The 15,456-nt window shown below is 74.0% G+C and carries 14 protein-coding genes; 10 read left to right on the forward strand and 4 right to left on the reverse strand.

Annotated elements, in window-relative coordinates:
* Positions 1–21: 21 nt before the first annotated feature.
* From ACH4OA_RS20500 to ACH4OA_RS20515, 4 genes are read left to right on the forward strand one after another with little or no spacing between them, the layout of a single operon-like run.
* Positions 22–1,557 carry a GMC family oxidoreductase gene (locus tag ACH4OA_RS20500; protein WP_397938160.1) on the forward strand — a complete coding sequence of 512 codons (1,536 nt, stop codon included), beginning with the start codon at positions 22–24 and terminating at the stop codon, positions 1,555–1,557.
* Positions 1,554–2,822 carry a glycine betaine/L-proline ABC transporter ATP-binding protein gene (locus tag ACH4OA_RS20505; RefSeq protein ID WP_397970067.1) on the forward strand — a complete coding sequence of 423 codons (1,269 nt, stop codon included), beginning with the start codon at positions 1,554–1,556 and terminating at the stop codon, positions 2,820–2,822. The genes ACH4OA_RS20500 and ACH4OA_RS20505 overlap by 4 nt, the downstream gene beginning before the upstream one ends.
* Positions 2,822–4,756: an ABC transporter permease gene (locus ACH4OA_RS20510; RefSeq protein WP_397970069.1), complete on the forward strand. Its 1,935-nt coding sequence runs from the start codon at positions 2,822–2,824 to the stop codon at positions 4,754–4,756. Before ACH4OA_RS20505 ends, ACH4OA_RS20510 begins: the two co-directional genes overlap by 1 nt.
* Position 4,757: 1 nt before the next feature.
* Entirely contained in the window at positions 4,758–5,708 is a 951-nt protein-coding gene (locus tag ACH4OA_RS20515) for an ABC transporter substrate-binding protein (RefSeq protein WP_397938154.1), read from the forward strand.
* A gap of 6 nt (positions 5,709–5,714) precedes the next feature.
* Here ACH4OA_RS20515 and ACH4OA_RS20520 read toward each other — a convergent pair whose 3' ends face one another.
* From ACH4OA_RS20520 to ACH4OA_RS20530, 3 genes are read right to left on the reverse strand one after another with little or no spacing between them, the layout of a single operon-like run.
* Positions 5,715–6,437 (reverse strand): isocitrate lyase/phosphoenolpyruvate mutase family protein, encoded by a 723-nt coding sequence (locus ACH4OA_RS20520; protein ID WP_397946658.1) that lies wholly within the window; start codon positions 6,435–6,437, stop codon positions 5,715–5,717.
* Positions 6,434–6,904: a carboxymuconolactone decarboxylase family protein gene (locus ACH4OA_RS20525; RefSeq protein WP_397946657.1), complete on the reverse strand. Its 471-nt coding sequence runs from the start codon at positions 6,902–6,904 to the stop codon at positions 6,434–6,436. Before ACH4OA_RS20525 ends, ACH4OA_RS20520 begins: the two co-directional genes overlap by 4 nt.
* A complete protein-coding gene (locus ACH4OA_RS20530; protein WP_397970071.1) occupies positions 6,901–7,401 on the reverse strand; it encodes a carboxymuconolactone decarboxylase family protein in 501 nt (166 codons plus the stop codon). The genes ACH4OA_RS20525 and ACH4OA_RS20530 overlap by 4 nt, the downstream gene beginning before the upstream one ends.
* A gap of 47 nt (positions 7,402–7,448) precedes the next feature.
* Here ACH4OA_RS20530 and ACH4OA_RS20535 point away from each other — a divergent pair, with 47 nt between their 5' ends.
* The 3 genes from ACH4OA_RS20535 (at position 7,449) to ACH4OA_RS20545 (ending at position 10,647) form a co-directional block, all read left to right on the forward strand.
* Entirely contained in the window at positions 7,449–8,840 is a 1,392-nt protein-coding gene (locus ACH4OA_RS20535) for a PLP-dependent aminotransferase family protein (protein WP_365878160.1), read from the forward strand.
* A gap of 176 nt (positions 8,841–9,016) precedes the next feature.
* A complete protein-coding gene (locus tag ACH4OA_RS20540) occupies positions 9,017–9,448 on the forward strand; it encodes a hypothetical protein (RefSeq protein WP_365878158.1) in 432 nt (143 codons plus the stop codon).
* 11 nt (positions 9,449–9,459) lie between these two features.
* On the forward strand, positions 9,460–10,647 hold the full coding sequence (locus ACH4OA_RS20545) for a glutathionylspermidine synthase family protein (protein WP_397946655.1): 1,188 nt from the start codon (positions 9,460–9,462) through the stop codon (positions 10,645–10,647).
* Between the two features lie 40 nt (positions 10,648–10,687).
* On the opposite strand, the gene rocD is transcribed toward ACH4OA_RS20545, so the two are convergent.
* Positions 10,688–11,893: an ornithine--oxo-acid transaminase gene (rocD, locus tag ACH4OA_RS20550; RefSeq protein ID WP_397970073.1), complete on the reverse strand. Its 1,206-nt coding sequence runs from the start codon at positions 11,891–11,893 to the stop codon at positions 10,688–10,690.
* A gap of 224 nt (positions 11,894–12,117) precedes the next feature.
* Here rocD and ACH4OA_RS20555 point away from each other — a divergent pair, with 224 nt between their 5' ends.
* The 3 genes from ACH4OA_RS20555 (at position 12,118) to ACH4OA_RS20565 (ending at position 15,417) form a co-directional block, all read left to right on the forward strand.
* Positions 12,118–13,572 (forward strand): glycine hydroxymethyltransferase, encoded by a 1,455-nt coding sequence (locus tag ACH4OA_RS20555; protein ID WP_397938144.1) that lies wholly within the window; start codon positions 12,118–12,120, stop codon positions 13,570–13,572.
* Between the two features lie 100 nt (positions 13,573–13,672).
* Positions 13,673–14,686, forward strand: a complete 1,014-nt coding sequence (gene trpS, locus ACH4OA_RS20560) for a tryptophan--tRNA ligase (protein ID WP_397970074.1) — start codon at positions 13,673–13,675, stop codon at positions 14,684–14,686.
* Between the two features lie 149 nt (positions 14,687–14,835).
* Positions 14,836–15,417: a 2'-5' RNA ligase family protein gene (locus ACH4OA_RS20565; RefSeq protein WP_365878148.1), complete on the forward strand. Its 582-nt coding sequence runs from the start codon at positions 14,836–14,838 to the stop codon at positions 15,415–15,417.
* Positions 15,418–15,456 lie beyond the last annotated feature (39 nt).

A 15,456-nucleotide genomic window follows, 5' to 3' on the forward strand; every position in this document is an offset into this window, starting at 1 on the left:
CACCCCTGGAGTAGCACCCCCATGTCCGAGACCACGCCCCACGTCTACGACTACGTCGTCATCGGCGGCGGCACGGCGGGCTCCGTCATCGCCTCCCGCCTCACCGAGAACCCCGACGTCACCGTCGCCGTCATCGAGGGCGGCCCGAGCGACGTCGGCCGCGACGACGTGCTCACCCTGCGCCGCTGGATGGGCCTGCTCGGCGGCGAACTCGACTACGACTACCCGACCGTGGAGCAGCCCCGCGGCAACTCCCACATCCGGCACAGCCGCGCCCGCGTGCTCGGCGGCTGCTCCTCCCACAACACGCTCATCTCCTTCAAGCCGCTGCCCTCCGACTGGGACGAGTGGGAGGCCGCCGGCGCCAAGGGCTGGGGCGCCGCCCCCATGGAGCCCTACTTCGGCCGGCTGAAGAACAACATCGTCACCGTCGACGAGAAGGACCGCAACGCCATCGCCCGCGACTTCGTCGACGCGGCCCGGTCGGCACTCGGGGTACCCCGCGTCGAGGGCTTCAACCGCGAGCCGTTCGACGACGGCGTCGGCTTCTTCGACCTCGCCTACCACCCGGAGGACAACAAGCGCTCCTCCGCCTCCGTGGCCTATCTGCACCCGGTGCTCGACGAGCGCCCCAACCTGCGGATCTTCCTGGAGACCTGGGCGTACCGGCTGGAGCTGGCCGGCACCCGCGCCGAGGGCGTGCGGGTGCGCACCGAGGACGGCGAGGACCTGCTGATCCGGGCCCGGCACGAGGTGGTCCTGTGCGCGGGCGCCGTCGACTCCCCGCGGCTGCTGCTGCACTCGGGCATCGGACCGCGCGGCGACCTCGAAGCGCTCGGCATCCCCGTCGCGCACGATCTGCCGGGCGTCGGCGAGAACCTGCTCGACCACCCCGAGTCCGTCATCGTCTGGGAGACCCACGGCCCGATCCCGGAGAACTCCGCGATGGACTCCGACGCGGGCCTGTTCGTCCGCCGCGACCCCTCCCACGCGGGCCCGGACCTGATGTTCCACTTCTACCAGATCCCGTTCACCGACAACCCCGAGCGCCTCGGCTACACGCGCCCGGCGCACGGCGTGTCGATGACCCCGAACATCCCCAAGCCCAGGAGCCGCGGCCGGCTCTACCTGACCAGCGCCGACCCGTCCGTGAAGCCCGCCCTGGACTTCCGCTACTTCACCGACGAGGACGACTACGACGCCCGCACCCTGGTCGACGGCATCCGCATCGCCCGCGAGATCGCCGGGACCGAACCGCTGGCCGGCTGGCTCAAGCGCGAGGTGTGCCCCGGCCCGGAGATCACCGGCGACGCCGAGCTGAGCGAGTACGCCCGCAAGGCCGCGCACACCGTCTACCACCCGGCCGGCACCTGCAGGATGGGCGCCGCCGACGACGAACTCGCCGTGGTCGACCCGGAGCTGAGAATCCGCGGTCTCGACGGCGTCCGGATCGCCGACGCGTCCGTCTTCCCGGCCATGACCGCCGTCAACCCGATGGTCGCGGTCCTCATGGTCGGGGAGAAGGCCGCCGATCTGATCGGAGGTGACGTGCGATGACCCTCGCCGTCCCCACGCGCAAACCGCCCACCGCCACCGAGCCCGTCTTCTCCGTGTCCGGCCTGTGGAAGGTCTTCGGGCCCCGGCCGGGCCGCGTCCCCGCCGACCCCGCGCTCAGCGCGCTCGGCCCCGCCGAACTGCGCGCCCGCACCGGCTGCACCGCCGCCGTCCGGGACGTCTCCTTCGACGTCCGCAAGGGCGAGGTCTTCGTCGTCATGGGCCTGTCCGGTTCCGGCAAGTCCACCCTGGTCCGCTGTCTGACCCGGCTGATCGAGCCGACGGCGGGCACGATCGCCATCGACGGCGAGGACGTCCGCGCGATGGACCGGTCCCGGCTGCGCGAACTGCGCCGGCACCGGGCCGCGATGGTCTTCCAGCACTTCGGCCTGCTCCCGCACCGCACGGTCCTCGACAACGTCGCCTACGGCCTGGAGATCCAGGGCGTCGGCAAGTCCGAACGCCGGGAGCGAGCCGCCGAGTTCGTCGCCAAGGTCGGCCTGGAAGGCATGGAGAGGCGCCGGCCCGGCCAGCTCTCCGGCGGCCAGCGCCAGCGGGTGGGGCTGGCCCGGGCGCTGGCCGTGGACCCCGAGGTGCTGCTGTTCGACGAGCCGTTCAGCGCGCTCGACCCGCTCATCCGCCGCGACATGCAGGACGAGGTGACCCGCCTGCACCGCGAGGAGGGCCGCACGATGGTCTTCATCACCCACGACCTGAGCGAGGCCCTGAAACTCGGCGACCGCATCGCCCTGATGCGCGACGGCCGCGTGGTCCAGCTGGGCACCCCGGAGGAGATCGTCGGCTCCCCGGCCGACGACTACGTCCGCGCGTTCGTCCGGGACGTCCCGCGCGAACAGGTGCTGACCTGCCGTACGGCCATGCGCCCGCTGTCCCCCGAGGACACGGCCACCGGACCGGCCGTCCGGCCGGAGGCCACGGTCGCCGAGGCCATCGAGGCCGTCGCCCGCGCGGGCGCCCCGGCCCGGGTGATGGCCGCCGGCCGCTGCCTCGGCGTGGTCGACCAGGAACGGCTGCTCGGCGTGGTGGCCGGCGTGGACCCTGTCACCACGAGCGCCGCGCCGGCGCCGGGTGTGGACTCCGGGACCATGAGCGCCCCCCAGGCGCCGGGTATGGACCCGGGGACCACGAGCGCCGCCGCGCCGCCGTCCGCCCGGCCCGCGCAAGCGCCCCCGTCCGGCTCCGGCGCCGTCCCGGAGAGCCCCCGCCCCGCTCCGTCCGGCCCCCGCACCACCCCGGAGGCCGTCTGATGGCCACGCTCACCGCCCCGGTCGCCCGCTCCGCCGCCCCCCGCCTCCTGCGGAGCCGGGCCGCGGGCAAACTCCTCGTGCTGGCCCTCCTCACCGCGGCCCTCGTGCCCCTCGTGGGCCGCTGGGGCCACGGAACCTGGCCGCACGCGCTCACGGTCGACCTCTCCGGGCCGCTGGCGTCGGCCAGCGACTGGATCATCGACCACCGGGACAGCCACCCGCTGTTCCTGTACTTCTTCGGGCACGTCAGCAACGCGGTCGTCATCGCCGTACGCGCCGTCTACGTCACCCTCCTCGGCGCGGGCTGGGCCGGCGTCACCGTGTTCGGCGCCCTGCTCGCCTGGCGCGTCGCCGGTGTCCGGCTGGCCGCCGGCACCGCCCTCGCCCTCCTCGCCTGCGGCGCCCTGGGCATGTGGGTGCCGGCCATGCAGACCCTGGCGCTGATGACCGTGGCCGTCCTCGCCTCCGTGCTGGTGGGTGCGCTCCTCGGCCTCGCCGGCGGGCTCTCCGGCCGGCTCGACCGCGCCCTGCGCCCGGTCCTGGACACCATGCAGGTGCTCCCGGCCTTCGCCTACCTCCTCCCCGTCGTCCTGGTCTTCGGCATCGGTGTCCCCGCGGCCGTCCTCGCCACCGTCGTCTACGCCGCCCCGCCGATGGCCCGGCTCACCGCGCTCGGCCTGCGCGGTGCCGACCCCGAAGTCCTGGAGGCCGTGGAGTCGCTCGGTGCCACCCGCCGCCAGCGGCTGCTGACCGCCCGTATCCCGCTGGCCCGCAGGGAACTGCTGCTGGGCCTCAACCAGACGATCATGATGGCGCTGTCCATGGCGGTCATCGCCGCCGTCATCGGCGCCGGCGGCCTCGGCGACCGCGTCTACCAGGCGCTCGCCTCGGTCGACGTCGGCGCCGCCCTCGCCGCCGGCCTCCCGATCGTGCTGCTCGCGGTCGTGCTGGACCGGGTGACCGCGGCGGCGGGCGACGGCACCGCCCGCCCGAGGACCATCGGCTGGCCCTACGCCCTGGCCGTCACCGCGGCCGCCGCCCTCGGCGCCCGGCTGCTCGGCGCGTCCGACTGGCCCGCCGGCCGGGTCCTGGACATCGCCGCGCCGGTCGACCGGGCCGTCGACTGGATGACCGGCCACCTCTACTCCGGGGTCCCGGTCGTCGGCGGCACGGCCGACTGGGCGGGCCGCTTCACCACCTGGGTGCTCGATCCCGTCCGCGACGGCCTGCAAGCGCTGCCCTGGTGGGCGGTGCTGCTCCTGGTCGCCGTCCCGGCCTGGCTGATCGGCACCTGGCGCACCGCGCTGACCGCCGTCCTCGCCATGGCGGCGATCGGGGTGCTCGGCGTGTGGGAGCCGGCGCTCGACACCCTCTCCCAGGTGCTGGCCGCCGTCGCCGTCACCCTGGTCCTCGGCCTCGCCACCGGCGTCGCCGCGGCCCGCAGCGACCGCGTCGAACGCGCCCTGCGGCCCGTCCTGGACGTCTTCCAGACCATGCCGCAGTTCGTGTACCTGATCCCGGTCGTCGCCCTGTTCGGCGTCGGCCGCGCCCCGGCCGTCGCCGCCGCCGTCGTCTACGCCCTGCCGGCCGTCGTCCGGATCACCGCGCAGGGCCTGCGCCAGGTCGACCAGGCGGCACTGGAGTCCGCGCGCTCGCTCGGCGCGACCGGCCGGCAGCAGCTGTGGCAGGTGCAGCTCCCGCTCGCCCGGCGCGCGCTGCTGCTCGCCGTCAACCAGGGCGTGGTCCTGGTCCTCGCCGTCGTCATCATCGGCGGCCTGGTCGGCGGCGGCGCCCTCGGCTACGACGTCGCCTTCGGCCTCGCCCAGGGCGACCTGGCGACCGGTCTGGTGGCCGGCGCGGCCATCGTCTGCCTGGGCCTGATGCTGGACCGGGTCACCCAGCCGACCGGGCGCCGTCCCGGGAAGGGAGCCTGACATGCGCCGGAGCGCGATCACGGCCGCCGCCGCCGTGCTGACCCTGACCACCGGGTGCGGGGCCGCCGACATGACCAGGCAGGCCAGCCCGTTCGCCGACGCCCGGGGCGCGAAGACGGTCACCCTGTCCGTGCAGTCCTGGGTGGGCGCGCAGTCCGACGCGGCCGTCGCCCGGTACATCCTGGAGCACAAGCTGGGCTACCGCGTCGACACCGTCCAGGTGGACGAGGTGCCGGCCTGGGACGCGCTGAGCCAGGGCCGGGTCGACGCCCTGCTGGAGGACTGGGGCCACCCGGACCAGGAGAAGCGGTACGTCGAGGACAAGAAGACGGTCGTGTCCGGCGGCGGCCTCGGCGTGACCGGGCACATCGGCTGGTTCGTGCCGACGTACCTGGCCAAGCGGCACCCGGACATCACCGACTGGCGCCACCTGGACCAGTACGCCCCGCTGTTCCGGACCGCGGAGAGCGGCGGCAAGGGCCAGCTGATGGACGGCTCGCCGTCCTACGTCACCCACGACAAGGCCCTGGTGAACAACCTGGACCTGGACTACCGGGTCGTCTTCGCCGGCTCCGAGGCCGCGCAGATCACCCAGATCAAGCAGTTCGCCAAGGAGAGGAAGCCCTTCCTGACGTACTGGTACTCGCCCCAGTGGCTGTTCGAGAAGGTGCCCATGACCGAGGTGCGGCTGCCGCCGTACAAGGAGGGCTGCGACGCGGACGCGGCGAAGATCGCCTGCGCCTATCCGCACACCCCGCTGAAGAAGTACCTCAACGCCCGGTTCGCCGCGTCCGGCGGCGCGGCGGCGGCCTTCCTGAAGAAGTTCCGGTGGACCACCGAGGACCAGAACGAGGTCTCCTTGATGATCGCCGAGCAGAAGACCGACCCACAGGAAGCGGCGAGGAAGTGGGTGGACAGCCACCCGTCCGTCTGGAAGAAGTGGCTGCCCTGAGCGGCTTTACTCCGTCAGGCCGGCGGCGATCTCCCGCAGCGCGGCCGTGGCCCGCCGCTGGAGGCCGGGGCCGAACGTGACCCGGGTGGCCCCGAGTCCGCCGAGCGCGGCGGGCGAGGGGCCGTCCCCGTCCAGCCGGGCCAGCAGGTTCAGCGGGCCCTCGATCCCGGACCGCAGCAGCGGCACCAGCTCCGGCGGGGCGAGGATCGGGTACACGCACTCGGCGCCCGCCGCGCGGTACAGCGCGGCCCGCTCGATGGCCTGCTCCGGGTCGCCGTCGCCGTGCACGAAGACGTCGACGCGGGCGTTGACGAACAGGTGCCCGGCGGCGGCCTCCCGCACCCCGGCGAGGAACTCGGCGTGCGCGTGCGGGTCCTTCAGGACACCGTCCTCGGAGTCCTCAAGGTTGCAGCCGGCCACGCCCGCCTCCAGCAGCCGTCCGGTCAGCTCCCCGGGCGTGAGCCCGTAGCCGCCCTCGACGTCCGCCGACACCGGCACGTCCACCGCGCGCGCGATCCGGGCGACCGCGGCGAACATCTCGTCGGCCGGGGTGGCCCCGTCCTCGTACCCGAGCGAGGCGGCCACCCCGGCGCTCGGCGTGGCCAGCGCCGGGAACCCGGCCGCCGCGAAGACCCGCGCGCTCGCCGCGTCCCACGGCCCGGGCAGCACCAGCGGCCGGTCCGGCAGGCGCCCCCGGTGCAGGGCGCGGAACTCCTCCGCCCGGCTCATGGCTGCCGCCCGCCCGGCGGCACCCGGCGGCTGACCATCAGCCGGTTCCAGGTGTTGATGACGGTGATCAGGGCGATGAGGTGGGCGAGTGCGGTCTGTGTGAAGTGCCCGGCCGCCTCGGTGTAGACCCGGTCGGGCACGAAGCCCTTCCCGGACTCCGTCCGCGAGCCGTCCCCCGTCAGCAGGGTGACCGCCTCGGTCAGCGCCAGCGCGGCCCGCTCCCGGTCGCTGTAGAGGTCCTCGGTCTCCTCCCATGCGGTGAGGAAGTGGATGCGGTCCTCCGACTCGCCCTGCCGCCGGGCCAGGCGCAGGTGCATGTCGAGGCAGAACGCGCAGTGGTTGAGCTGCGAGGCGCGGATCATGACCAGTTCGGCCAGGACCGGGTCGTCCAGCCCCTTCTTCGCCGCCGCGCCGGCCGCGGCCAGCGCCTGGTAGACCTCGGGGTCCAGCAGCTGGGTACGGCTCACTTGTACTGTCCCGGCTGGTAGTGACCCGGCGGGGTCCGGGTGGTCACGCCGAACCGGTTCCAGGCGTTGATCACCGCGATCGCGGCGATCAGCTGGGCCAGCTCGGCCTCGTCGAAGTGCTCGGCCGCGCGCTCGTAGACCTCGTCCGGCACGAAGCCGTCGGTGAGGACGGTGACCGCGTCGGTCAGCTCCAGCGCCGCCAGCTCCTTCGCGGTGTAGTAGTGCCGCGACTCCTCCCACGCGCTGAGCTGCACGACCCGCTCCACGCTCTCGCCGGCCGCGAGGGCGTCCTTGGAGTGCATGTCGAGGCAGAGCGCGCAGCGGTTGAGCTGCGAGGCGCGGATCTTGACCAGCTCGGCCAGCCGCGGGTCCAGGCCCTTCCTGGCGGCGGCGTCCAGCTTGATCATCGCCTTGTAGACCTCGGGCGCGTGCTGGGCCCAGCTCAGCCGCGCGGGCTCTTCGTGGGCGTAGGTGACGGGTTCCGTTGCGGTGTTCATGTCTTCGACCCTAGAAGCCGGGCAGCCCAGGGGTATGGTCCATTCCCATGGCGAGTTCCTGGGCCACTTTGGGCGTCGACCTGCACCTCGAACCGGCCGCATCGGGCGGCCTGCGCCGGGGCCTGACCGATGCCCTGCGCGACGCGGTCCGCACCGGCCGGCTCGCGCCCGGCACCCGGCTGCCGTCCTCCCGGACCCTCGCCGCCGACCTCGGGGTCGCCCGCAACACCGTCGCCGAGGTCTACGCCGACCTGGTCGCGGAGGGCTGGCTGACCGCCCGGCAGGGCTCCGGCACCCGGGTCGCGGACCGGGTGGTGGTCCCGCCGGCCGGCCCCGCCGGGCCGGGCCGCCGGGAACCCGGCCGCCTCGCCCACAGCCTCGTCCCCGGCACGCCCGACCTCGCCTCCTTCCCGCGCGCCGAGTGGCTCAAGGCGGCCCGCCGCGCGCTGGCCACGGCCCCGTTCGACGCGCTCGGCTACGGCGACCCGCGCGGCCGGCGGGAGCTGCGCACCGCGCTCGCCGGCTACCTCGCCCGGGTCCGCGGCGTGCGCGCCACACCGGACACCGTGGTGATCACCTCCGGGTTCTCGCACGCCCTGCGCCTGCTCGGCCCGCTGCTGCGGGCGCGCGGGGTGCGCGCCGCGGCGGTGGAGTCCTACGGCCTCGACTACCACTGGCGGCTGCTGCGCGGCGCCGGACTCGCCACGCCCGCGCTGCCCTACGACGCGCTCGGCACCGACCCCCGCGCCCCGGACGGCGCCGGCGCGGTCCTGCTCACCCCGGCCCACCAGTTCCCGATGGGCACACCGCTGCACCCGGACCGGCGGGCCGCCGTCGTGGACTGGGCCCGGCGCACCGGCGGGCTGGTCCTGGAGGACGACTACGACGGGGAGTTCCGCTACGACCGCCAGCCCGTCGGCGCGCTCCAGGGCCTGGACCCGGACCGGGTGGTGTACCTGGGCACCGCCAGCAAGTCGCTGGCGCCCGGACTGCGGCTGGGCTGGGCGGTGCTGCCGCCGTCCCTGGTGGACGAGGTGGTCGCGGCCAAGGGCCACGTCGACACCTGCCCGGTGCTGGACCAGCTGACCCTGGCCGAGTTCCTCGCCTCCGGCGCCTACGACCGGCACGTCCGCTCCGCCCGGCTGCGCTACCGGCGCCGCCGGGACGCCCTCGCCGCGGCCGTGGCAGACCGGGCGCCCACGGTACGGGTCACGGGCATCGCGGCCGGGCTGCACGCGGTGCTGCGGCTGCCGCCGGGCCTGGAGCGGCCGGTGGTCCAGGCGGCCGGCCTCCAGGGACTGGCCCTGCACGGCCTGGCCTTCTACCGCCACCCCGAGGCCGTGGCCGACCCCCTGGAGGCGCTGGTCGTCGGCTACGGCACCCCGCCGGACAGCGCCTGGGCGGGCGCCCTGGAGGCCCTGTGCCGGGCACTGCCGTGACAGCCCGGACACCGCCGCGCCGCCCCCGCCGGGCGCCCCGGGGACCCGCTCCGGGGAAGCCCGCTCCCGGAATCCCGCCCGGGAAGATCCACCCCCGGCGGGCCACGCCGCTCCCGACGGCTCTAGGCTGACCGCCGAACGTCCCATCCACAGGGCCATGACGGGGGAGACACACCATGGCGCAGACCCGAAGTCAGCTCCGTTCCGGCACGGTCGTCCTCGGCGGCGTGGGACTGCTGGCCGCCGCGCTCACCGCCTGCTCCTCCGAACCGGACAAGCGCTGCGTCGACCGCGACAGCTACGACGTGGTCAAGGGCTACAAGGTCGTCGCCGACAAGAACTGCAAGACCTCCTCTCCGGCCGGCGGCACCACGACGGGCCGGAAGAAGCCCGTCAGGAAGGGCGTCAAGCGGCCGGCCGACGCGGCCTGGTACTACAAGGGCGAGGAGAAGGGCGGCTGGGTCGACGGCGGCTCCTTCACCAAGCCCGGCGGCTCGGGCGGGAGTTCGGGCGGCTCGTCGTCCGGCGGCTCGTCGTCCGGCGGTGACGACGGCAACGGGGTCCACCGCGGCGGCTTCGGCGGCGGCAAGGGCAGCTCCGGCGGCTGAGGGACACGCGCATGGAACGCCGTACCCTCACCCCCCGGCCCGGCTGGCAGCAGATTGTCGAGGCCCAGGGCCTGGTCTACCCGCTCACCCGCCACCCCGACGGCTCGCTGCGCCCCTACTGGGACGAGAGCGCCTACTACGTCTTCACCCTCGACGAGGTCGAGGCGCTGGAGGAGACGGTCGCGGAACTGCACCGCATGTGCCTCGCGGCGGCCGCGCACCTCGTCGCCGAGGACCGGCTCGCCGACCTCGGCATCACCGACCCGCGGCTGGCCGCCGCGGTCACCGAGTCCTGGCACCGCCGCGCCGAACTGCCCACCGTCTACGGCCGCTTCGACCTTCGCTACGACGGCACGGGCCCGGCGAAGCTGCTGGAGTACAACGCCGACACGCCCACCTCGCTGGTCGAGGCGGCCTCCCCGCAGTGGTTCTGGATGGAGGAGCGCTTCCCCGGCGCCGACCAGTGGAACTCCCTGCACGAACGCCTGGTGGAGGCCTGGCGCGCCCAGTCCGCCCTGCTGCCGCCCGGCAGCCCGCTGCACTTCGCGCACTCCGCCGCCGACGAACTCGGCGAGGACCTGATGACGGTCGCCTACCTCAAGGAGACGGCGGAACAGGCGGGCCTGGACACCGACTGGCTCGCCATGGAGGAGATCGGCTGGGACACCCTCTCCGGCCGCTTCGTCGACAACCGGCTCCGCTTCATCCGCGGCATCTTCAAGCTGTACCCGTGGGAGTGGCTCACCGCCGACGCCTTCGGCGGCCACGTCCTGGACACCCTGGACAACGGCGGCGGCACCGGCAGCACCCTGTGGATCGAACCGGCCTGGAAGATGCTCCTCAGCAACAAGGCCCTGCTGGCCGTCCTCTGGGAGCTGTACCCCGGCCACCCCAACCTGCTGCCCGCCTACCTCGACGGCCCCCGCGACCTGGCCGCCACCACCGGCTACGTCGCCAAGCCCCTGCTGGGCCGCGAGGGCGAGGGCATCACCGTCCACCCGCCGGGCTCCCCGCCGCCGCCCCCGCGCGAGGACCCCTGCTGCTACCAGCAACTGGCCCCCCTCCCCGCCTTCGCCGGCCACCACACCGTCCTCGGCACCTGGGTCGTCGGCGGCGCCCCGGCGGGCCTCGGCATCCGCGAGTCCACGGGCCTGATCACGGACGAGTACGCCCGCTTCCTGCCCCACGTGATCCTCTGACCACGGCCGCCGACGGCGGACGGGCACGGCCGGACACGCCCTAGCCGCCCAGCACCGCCCGTAGCTGCTCCACCCCCCAGTCCAGGTCCTCCTCCCCGATCACCAGCGGTGGCGCGAGCCGGATCGTCGGCCCGTGGGTCTCCCTGGCCAGGACCCCGCGGGCCAGCAGCCGCTCGCAGACCTCCCGCCCGGTGCCCGCCGCCGGGGAGACGTCCACCCCGGCCCACAGCCCGCGCCCGCGCACCGCCGTCACCCGGCCCGGGCCGGCCAGCCCGCCCAGCAGCCCGTGCAGCCGCTCGCCCAGCCGGGCCGCCCGCTCCTGGTACTCCCCGGTCCGCAGCATCGCGATCACCTCCAGCGCCACCGCGCAGGCCAGCGGGTTGCCGCCGAACGTCGACCCGTGCTCGCCCGGCCGGAACACCCCGAGCACCGCCGCGCTCGACACCACCGCCGACACCGGCACGATCCCGCCGCCCAGCGCCTTGCCCAGCACGTACACGTCCGGCACCACGCCCTCGTGCTCGCACGCGAACGTCCGCCCGGTGCGGCCCAGCCCGGACTGGATCTCGTCGGCCACGAAGAGGACGTTCCGCTCCCGCGTCAGCTCCCGCACACCCGCCAGATAGCCGGCCGGCGGCACGATCACCCCGGCCTCGCCCTGCACCGGCTCCAGCAGCACGGCCACCGCGTTCTCGGTGAGCGCCGCCCGCAGCGCGGTCAGGTCGCCGTACGGCACGATCTCGAACCCGGGCGTGTACGGCCCGAAGTCCGCGCGGGCCGCCGGGTCCGTGGAGAAGCTGATCACCGTGGTCGTACGGCCGTGGAAGTTGCCGCCCGCCACCACGATCTTCGCCCTCCCGGCGGGCACGCCCTTCACCCGGTAGCCCCACTTCCGGGCCGTCTTGACGGCGCCCTCCACCGCCTCCGCGCCGGTGTTCGCCGGCAGCACCATCTCCATCCCGCACAGCTGCGCCAGCTCGGCGCAGAACGCCGCGAACCGGTCGTGGTGGAAGGCGCGGGAGGTCAGCGTCACCCGCTCCAGCTGCCGCCCGGCCGCCGCCACCAGCCGCGGGTTGCCGTGCCCGAAGTTGAGCGCGGAGTAACCGGCCAGCAGGTCCAGATAGCGCCGCCCCGCCACATCCGTCACCCACGCGCCCCGACCCGTGGCGATCACCACCGGCAGCGGGCGGTAGGTGGGCGCGCAGTGCGCGCCGGCGGTGGCGATCAGGTCTTCCGCACTGGGCACGGCCCCTCCCGGATCCGGCCGGACACGACGGTGAGCCCCCTTCTTACCGCCGCCCGGATGCCGGACGCGGCATCTTCACCGCCCGGCGCGCCCGGTAGGCTGGCGACGGGCCGTGACTGGCGCGCTGGGATGGGACGGACCATCGGGGAGCGGCCCGAGCGGGACGAGTGCCGTGCGCCTGGGCCGAACGTGAACGCTGTACGCACACCGTCCGGAGGTCCCCGATGCCCGAGAACGCCGCCCCCCTCTCCACCGAGTCCACCGCCTTCCGCGCCGCCCTGGACGTGATCCGCGCCGTCGAGCCGCGCGTCGCCGACGCCATCGGCCAGGAGGTCGCCGACCAGCGCGAGATGCTCAAGCTGATCGCCTCCGAGAACTACGCCTCCCCGGCGACCCTGCTGGCGATGGGCAACTGGTTCAGCGACAAGTACGCCGAGGGCACCGTCGGCCGCCGCTTCTACGCCGGCTGCCGCAACGTCGACACCGTGGAGTCCCTCGCCGCCGAGCACGCCCGCGAGCTGTTCGGCGCCCGCCACGCCTACGTCCAGCCGCACTCCGGCATCGACGCCAACCTCGTCGCCTTCTGGGCCGTCCTCGCCGACCGCGTCGAGGCCCCGTTCCTGGAGAAGACCGGCGTCCGCCAGATCAACGACCTGACCGAGGCCGACTGGGCCGAGCTGCGCCACGCCTTCGGCAACCAGCGGATGCTCGGCATGTCCCTGGACGCCGGCGGCCACCTCACCCACGGCTTCCGGCCGAACATCTCGGGCAAGATGTTCGACCAGCGCTCCTACGGCACCGACCCGGCCACCGGCCTGATCGACTACGACGCCCTGCGCGCCCAGGCCCGCGACTTCAAGCCGCTGATCATCGTCGCGGGCTACTCGGCCTACCCCCGGCTGGTGAACTTCCGGATCATGCGCGAGATCGCCGACGAGGTCGGCGCGACCCTCATGGTCGACATGGCGCACTTCGCCGGCCTGGTCGCGGGCAAGGTCCTCACCGGCGACTTCGACCCGGTCCCGCACGCCCAGATCGTCACCACCACCACCCACAAGTCCCTGCGCGGCCCGCGCGGCGGCATGGTGCTGTGCGACGACTCCCTCAAGGACCAGGTGGACCGCGGCTGCCCGATGGTGCTCGGCGGCCCGCTCCCGCACGTCATGGCCGCCAAGGCCGTCGCCCTCGCCGAGGCCCGGCAGCCCGCCTTCCAGGACTACGCCCAGCGCATCGTGGACAACTCCCGCGCGCTGGCGGAGGGCCTGCTGCGCCGGGGCGCCACCCTGGTCACCGGCGGCACCGACAACCACCTGAACCTGATCGACGTCGCCACCTCCTACGGCCTGACCGGCCGCCAGGCGGAGGCGGCCCTGCTCGACTCCGGCATCGTCACCAACCGCAACGCCATCCCGGCCGACCCGAACGGCGCCTGGTACACCTCCGGCATCCGCGTCGGCACGCCCGCGCTCACCACCCGCGGCCTGGGCACGGCCGAGATGGACGAGGTGGCGGGCCTGATCGACCGCGTGCTGACCACCACCGAGCCCGGCACCACCAAGTCGGGCGCCCCGTCCAAGGCGGCCCACGTCCTGGACGAGAAGGTCGCGCGGGAGATCGCCGGGCGGGCCACGGACCTGGTGGCCGGCTTCCCGCTCTACCCGCAGGTCGACCTCGGCTGAGGCGTCCCGCACGCGGCGGAGGGAACCGCGCGGCCGGCCCGCACCGGCCCGCGGTTCCCCACGCACCGAACGCCCCGCGCTCTCTGAGACAATGAGAGGCATGGCGACTGACCGACCCCGCGTGCTGTCCGGCATCCAGCCCACCGCCGGCTCGTTCCACCTCGGCAACTACCTCGGCGCCGTCCGCCAGTGGGTGGCCCTCCAGGAGTCCCACGACGCGTTCTACATGGTCGTCGACCTGCACGCGATCACGGTCCCCCAGGACCCGAAGGAACTGCGCGCCAACACCCGCCTGGCCGTGGCACAGCTGCTGGCCGCCGGTCTGGACCCCGACCGCTGCACCCTCTTCGTGCAGAGCCACGTCCCCGAGCACGCCCAGCTCGCCTGGGTCATGAACTGCCTCACCGGTTTCGGCGAGGCCGGCCGCATGACCCAGTTCAAGGACAAGGCCGCCAAGCAGGGCGCCGACCGGGCCTCCGTCGGCCTGTTCACCTACCCGGTCCTCCAGGTCGCGGACATCCTGCTGTACCAGGCCCACGAGGTGCCGGTCGGCGAGGACCAGCGCCAGCACATCGAGCTGACCCGCGACCTCGCCGAGCGCTTCAACGGCCGCTTCGGCGACACCTTCACGATCCCCAAGCCGTACATCCTCAAGGAGACGGCGAAGATCTACGACCTCCAGGACCCGACGGTCAAGATGAGCAAGTCGGCGTCCACGCCGAAGGGCCTCGTCAACCTCCTCGACGAGCCGAAGACCACGGCGAAGAAGGTCAAGAGCGCGGTCACCGACACCGACACGGTGATCCGCTACGACGTCGCCGCCAAGCCGGGCGTCTCCAACCTCCTCACCATCTACTCCACGCTCACCGGCCGGACCGTCGCCGAGCTGGAGCAGGAGTACGAGGGCAAGATGTACGGCGCGCTCAAGACCGACCTCGCCGAGGTCATGGTGGAGTTCGTGACGCCGTTCCGCGAGCGCACCCACCAGTACCTGGACGACGCCGAGACGCTGGACGCGATCCTCGCCAAGGGCGCCGAGAAGGCGCGCGCCGTCGCCGCCGAGACCCTCGCGCAGGCGTACGACCGCGTGGGCTTCCTGCCGGCCAAGCACTGAGGCGTACGACCGCACGGGCCCGCGCGGGCGGAGCGCCGTACATCACTTCCGCTGCGCCTGCCCACAGGACATCCATGGCCGTACAGTCGATACCCGACGGCCCGGACGAGACGGCCGAGATGACGACAGACGCGACGACAGGAGACGACGTGGGGACCGTAACGATCGGCGTGTCGATCGCGGTCCCGGAGCCGCACGGCAGCCTGCTCCAGGAGCGGCGCGCGGGCTTCGGCGACGCCGCGGCTCACGGCATCCCCACCCACGTCACGCTGTTGCCGCCGACCGAGGTGGACGAGGCCGCCCTGCCCGCGATCGACGCGCACCTCGCCGAGGTCGCCGCGGCGGGCCGGCCGTTCCCGATGCGGCTGTCCGGCACCGGCACCTTCCGGCCCCTGTCGCCGGTGGTGTACGTGCGGGTGGTGCGGGGCGCCGACGCCTGCACCCGGCTCCAGCAGCGCATCCGGGACGCGTCCGGCCCGGTGGCGCGCGAACTGCAGTTCCCGTACCACCCGCACGTCACCGTCGCGCACGGCATCGACGAGCCGGCCATGGACCGCGCCTTCGCGGAACTGGCGGACTACGCGGCTGAGTGGCCGTGCACCGGCTTCGCGCTGTACGAGCAGGGCGCCGACGGCGTGTGGCGCAAGCTGCGCGAGTACGCCTTCGGCGGACCCGTCGTGCCGACCCAGCCGGGGCACACGGACGCGTACGCCCCACGGGTCGCGCCGTAGCCGACCGTATCGTCCGCATATGACCGTGCCGGCGGAGAA

It is taken from the genome of Streptomyces sp. NPDC017095 (assembly GCF_044332325.1).
In the GTDB taxonomy this organism is placed as follows: Bacteria; Actinomycetota; Actinomycetes; order Streptomycetales; family Streptomycetaceae; genus Streptomyces.

Coding starts and splice junctions, on each gene's coding strand:
- ACH4OA_RS20520 (WP_397946658.1), bottom strand. CDS start 6,437: ATGAGCCGGGCGGAGGAGTTCCGCGCCCTGCACCGGGGGCGCCTGCCG.
- ACH4OA_RS20500 (WP_397938160.1), top strand. CDS start 22: ATGTCCGAGACCACGCCCCACGTCTACGACTACGTCGTCATCGGCGGC.
- ACH4OA_RS20555 (WP_397938144.1), top strand. CDS start 12,118: ATGCCCGAGAACGCCGCCCCCCTCTCCACCGAGTCCACCGCCTTCCGC.
- ACH4OA_RS20535 (WP_365878160.1), top strand. CDS start 7,449: ATGGCGAGTTCCTGGGCCACTTTGGGCGTCGACCTGCACCTCGAACCG.
- ACH4OA_RS20530 (WP_397970071.1), bottom strand. CDS start 7,401: ATGAACACCGCAACGGAACCCGTCACCTACGCCCACGAAGAGCCCGCG.
- trpS (WP_397970074.1), top strand. CDS start 13,673: ATGGCGACTGACCGACCCCGCGTGCTGTCCGGCATCCAGCCCACCGCC.
- ACH4OA_RS20505 (WP_397970067.1), top strand. CDS start 1,554: ATGACCCTCGCCGTCCCCACGCGCAAACCGCCCACCGCCACCGAGCCC.
- ACH4OA_RS20510 (WP_397970069.1), top strand. CDS start 2,822: ATGGCCACGCTCACCGCCCCGGTCGCCCGCTCCGCCGCCCCCCGCCTC.
- ACH4OA_RS20515 (WP_397938154.1), top strand. CDS start 4,758: ATGCGCCGGAGCGCGATCACGGCCGCCGCCGCCGTGCTGACCCTGACC.
- ACH4OA_RS20545 (WP_397946655.1), top strand. CDS start 9,460: ATGGAACGCCGTACCCTCACCCCCCGGCCCGGCTGGCAGCAGATTGTC.
- ACH4OA_RS20540 (WP_365878158.1), top strand. CDS start 9,017: ATGGCGCAGACCCGAAGTCAGCTCCGTTCCGGCACGGTCGTCCTCGGC.